The sequence below is a fragment of the uncultured Campylobacter sp. genome (assembly GCF_938017705.1).
In the GTDB taxonomy this organism is placed as follows: domain Bacteria; phylum Campylobacterota; class Campylobacteria; order Campylobacterales; family Campylobacteraceae; genus Campylobacter_B.
The window spans coordinates 1-2268 of record NZ_CALIIS010000151.1; the positions used below are offsets into that span (position 1 = coordinate 1).

Annotated in this window: 5 protein-coding genes; 4 read left to right on the forward strand and 1 reads right to left on the reverse strand. The window is 46.3% G+C overall.

The genetic code is table 11. The features are described from left to right. The 4 genes from Q0605_RS07595 to Q0605_RS07610 all read left to right on the forward strand — a co-directional run. A partial coding sequence (locus Q0605_RS07595; protein ID WP_298705717.1) for an MmcQ/YjbR family DNA-binding protein occupies positions 1 to 190 on the forward strand: 190 nt, incomplete at its 5' end. A gap of 250 nt (positions 191 to 440) precedes the next feature. Beyond that, positions 441 to 644: a hypothetical protein gene (locus Q0605_RS07600; protein ID WP_298705720.1), complete on the forward strand. Its 204-nt coding sequence runs from the start codon at positions 441 to 443 to the stop codon at positions 642 to 644. Positions 645 to 745: 101 nt separating this feature from the next. After that, positions 746 to 1246, forward strand: coding sequence for a hypothetical protein (locus Q0605_RS07605; RefSeq protein ID WP_298705723.1), 501 nt, complete (start codon positions 746 to 748; stop codon positions 1244 to 1246). 3 nt (positions 1247 to 1249) lie between these two features. Next, on the forward strand, positions 1250 to 1423 hold the full coding sequence (locus tag Q0605_RS07610) for a hypothetical protein (RefSeq protein ID WP_298705726.1): 174 nt from the start codon (positions 1250 to 1252) through the stop codon (positions 1421 to 1423). 245 nt (positions 1424 to 1668) lie between these two features. Here Q0605_RS07610 and Q0605_RS07615 read toward each other — a convergent pair. After that, positions 1669 to 2268: hypothetical protein (locus Q0605_RS07615; RefSeq protein WP_298705728.1), on the reverse strand; the 600-nt coding region annotated here is incomplete at its 5' end.

Below are 2268 nucleotides of genomic sequence, written 5' to 3' on the forward strand. Positions count from 1 at the left end.
ACTTCCTGGCTCAAGCGATGTGATAAATTTAAAAGTTTCGCCCGATTTGGCGGCGATTTTGCGTGATGAAAAAGGAATCTTTCCCGCCTATCATATGAATAAAAAGCACTGGATCAGCGTCTGCCTTGATACGGTGCCGCGCGAGCAGATCGAGGATCTAATCGAGCATAGCAGGGAGCTTACGAGGTAGAATTTGTACCTGGCTAGATTATTGAAATTAGGCGCGCGGTATTTTGTGTAAAATTTAATAATTTTGCGCTGAAATTTTATGAAAGCAAAAAGACCTGCTTTGAAAAGACGCTGGATGAGTGGCTGGCAAAGATCAAGGCCAAGAGCTCGGTTTAAATTTACGTGCGGCGAAGAGCTTAAATTTGACGCGAGAGCGCAAATTTTAGCGGCTCGCGGGGTTTAAATTTTAAAAATATTCGCAAGGAGCGTGGATGAATGAGCAAAATTTGAAGTATATCGCAAATTTAAAAGCGCAGGATGTGCCGTGGAGTAGGCTCACGACCGCTTACGGCAGGGCGAGCGAATTCCCCGAAATTTTTAAAAAACTCGCGCTGGCAATCGAGGCTTGTGATGCGGCGCGGGGTTCGGGCGGCGAGCAAAATTTAAAAAGCGAGCCCGGCGCAGGGCAAAATTAAAAAATCATCCTGGCTGCGGGCAAAATTCTACAGATGCAGCAAGCCGCGGCGCGGCGCAAAATTTCGTAAATTTAGCGCAAAAGAGTGAGTCTAAATTTAAAATGGCGGATAACGAGGCGGCGAAATTTAAAGCGAGCGGAGAGACAGAGCTTAAAACGGGTACGGCGAAGTGCGGTGAGGCGGAATTTAAAAGTGCAGATAGCGCGGCGATAAAATTTAAAGCGAGTGAGGCGAGTAAATTTAAAACGGGCTCGGCGGATAAGAGCTCAGATACGAGCGAGCGGGAGGAATTTGATGCAAAAGCCCTCCAGGACGCGCTTAGCAAGATTTTTAACGAGATAGAGCATCAAAGCTCGTTTTGGCACGCAACCCCTTTTGCGCTGCTGTTTTTGGCGCACATCTTTATGCAAGCACGCGCTGCGGCGGGCCAAAACGCGAATAAAAATAATCAGAACGCGGCGGATGGAAATGTGAATAAAAGCCGGCAAAATGATGCGGCAGGCTTTATCGCGGCTCGGCTCGGCGGATTTTTTGCGTTTATGCTTGAGATTTACGATGACGCCGATAAGATCTCGCACGCAGCGCCGCTGGCGAACTTTTAGGATATGCTTGCGGAAAAATATCTGTGGCCGCAGAGCGATGAGAATGACGAGGAGCGCTGGGAGGAGTACTTTTACGACGATGAGCTATTTTACAGTCTCTATTTTTATTCGCGGGCGGTTTTGGACGCGACGGGAGTGGACTTTGCGCAGTTTAAGTCTAAGCCGAGTGGCGTTTAAGGCTGTACTATCTCGCCTTTTGATTCTAAATTTAGCGCGACGCGCTTTGGCGACGCTTTGTTTAAATTTAGACTTCAAAAAATTTTAAAATTCTTTAAAAATTTACGGCGTGCAGAATTTACAGATCGTCTTCTTAAATTTAAAATTCGCGCGATTTTTTTGATCGGTGGTATGGTTAAGGCGTGGGTAACGCTTTTAAATTTAGATCGCCGCGAAGCCTTAAACCCGCTTGTGGCAGGGTTTTTTTATGTGGTTTTAAAAAGATACCAATTCGGCGCAATTTTTTCTATCATTATAAACTCGCTAGGGCTCATTTGCGGCAGGTCTGCCTCGTCTTGCACCCGCAAAAAGCCCACGGAGTTATCGGTGATCCCGCCGATAAGCAGCATAAATCTTTTGCCGCTCGTCTCGGCGTGAGAGAGATGCAAGCTTTTGATCTCTGCTTTAGCGCGCTCGGACTCGCCGCCTGCGTAAAGCTCGTAAATTTTTTCAAATGCCGCTAGGTTTTGCTTACCGAACTCCATAAGTTCTTTATCGGGCGCTAAGATTAGCTTTAAATTTATGATATCCGCATCGGTTCTTTGCTCAAACTCACGTTTTTGCGCCTCGTTAAATTTTTCATATTCGCTTACGATAGCCTCAATAATGGCGGTTTGCGCCAAAACTCGCACGGCGTATATTCCGTCCTCCTTAGTATAGACGTAAAGGTCGAAGTGCTTCTCTTTAGAGCCCAAAAATACGTGAAAAATCTCGCTAAATTCGCTGCTGCGTCCAAGCGGAGCAACCGTGATTTCGCTATAATTATCCGCCGCGTAGAATTTGCGCTTTAAATAACTTCTCATCTC

What these genes read in the sequence shown, in the direction of transcription:
- Q0605_RS07610 (WP_298705726.1), top strand. Translation starts at nt 1,250, where the DNA reads ATGCTTGCGGAAAAATATCTGTGGCCGCAGAGCGATGAGAATGACGAG.
- Q0605_RS07600 (WP_298705720.1), top strand. Translation starts at nt 441, where the DNA reads ATGAATGAGCAAAATTTGAAGTATATCGCAAATTTAAAAGCGCAGGAT.
- Q0605_RS07605 (WP_298705723.1), top strand. Translation starts at nt 746, where the DNA reads ATGGCGGATAACGAGGCGGCGAAATTTAAAGCGAGCGGAGAGACAGAG.